Origin of the sequence: Thalassobaculum salexigens DSM 19539 (genome assembly GCF_000423805.1) — a bacterium.
Lineage (GTDB): Bacteria > Pseudomonadota > Alphaproteobacteria > Thalassobaculales > Thalassobaculaceae > Thalassobaculum > Thalassobaculum litoreum.
Genome location: NZ_KE384095.1, coordinates 140,115 through 141,416, shown reverse-complemented (window position 1 = coordinate 141,416; position 1,302 = coordinate 140,115). Strand labels below are relative to the sequence as shown.

Annotated in this window: 1 pseudogene; it reads left to right on the top strand. The window is 71.7% G+C overall.

The features are described from left to right. Positions 1 to 1,302, top strand: a pseudogene (locus G578_RS29965) (calcium-binding protein); the annotation flags it as partial.

Below are 1,302 nucleotides of genomic sequence, written 5' to 3'. Positions count from 1 at the left end.
TCTCCGGCGGCGAGGGCAACGACACGCTGACCGGTGGCGATGGCGGCGACACGATCTCCGGCGGCGAGGGCAACGACACGCTGACCGGTGGCGATGGCGGTGACACGATCTCCGGCGGCGCCGGCAACGACACGGTCAGCGGCGGCGCCGGCGACGACGATGTCTCGGGCGGCGGTGGCAACGACACGCTGTCCGGCGGGGCGGGCAACGACACGATTGTCGGCGATGACGGGGTCGACGACGACGGCGAGGATCCGGGCCTTCCCGAGAACGACGATCTGCTCTCCGGCGGCGAGGGCAACGACTTCATCGGCGGTGGCTGGGGCAACGACACCGTCGATGGCGGCAGCGGCGACGACACGCTGCTGGGCAATGTCGGCGAGGACGTGCTGCTGGGCGATGAGGGCGACGACGTCCTCAGCGGCGGCCGCGGCAACGACTTGCTGTCCGGCGGTGACGGCAACGACCTGGCCGTGGGCGGCAGTGACGACGACATCCTGTCCGGTGGGGCCGGCGACGACACGCTGTCCGGCGGCGAGGGCAACGACACGCTGACCGGCGGTCTCGGCGACGACGCCCTCAGCGGTGGCAGCGGCAACGATCTGCTGGAGGGCGGCGAGGGCAACGACACCCTGTCCGGCGGCAATGACGACGACGCCCTGAGCGGCGGCGCTGGCGACGACCTGCTGTCCGGCGGCCTGGGTAACGATTCCGTCACGGCCGGCGAGGGAGCGGACACGGCCTTCGGCGGCCAGGGCGCCGACCAGATCTCCGGCGGGGCGGGCGAGGATGCGCTGGCCGGCGGTGACGGCAACGACACCTTGGCCGGCGGCGGCGACAACGACACGCTCTCCGGCGGCGCCGGTGCCGACAGGCTGAACGGGGGCGACGGCGCGGACCTGCTGTCCGGCGGTCAGGGCGCCGATACCCTTTCCGGTGGGGTCGGGGACGACACGCTGGTCGGCGGCGACGGGCCCAACAGTCTGGTCGGTGGCGAGGGCGACGACGTCCTATATGGCGGCGCCGACGCCGACACCTTCGTCGGTGGCGAAGGCTTCGACACGTTCTTCGTCGGCGATGACGACCTCGTCGCGCAGTACGACGAGGGCGACGTCATCCGCATCGACGGTGTCGAGCTCGACGTGTCCGACTTCAGCATGCGGACCGAAGGCAACACCGCGTATATTTCCGTCGATACCGATGGCGACGGTGCTGCCGACATGACCTTCGGCGTCGTCGGCGCCGGCGGCGTGCCCCGGGTGTCGATCGGCAGCGACGGCCAGGGCGGCTTCTTCACCGACG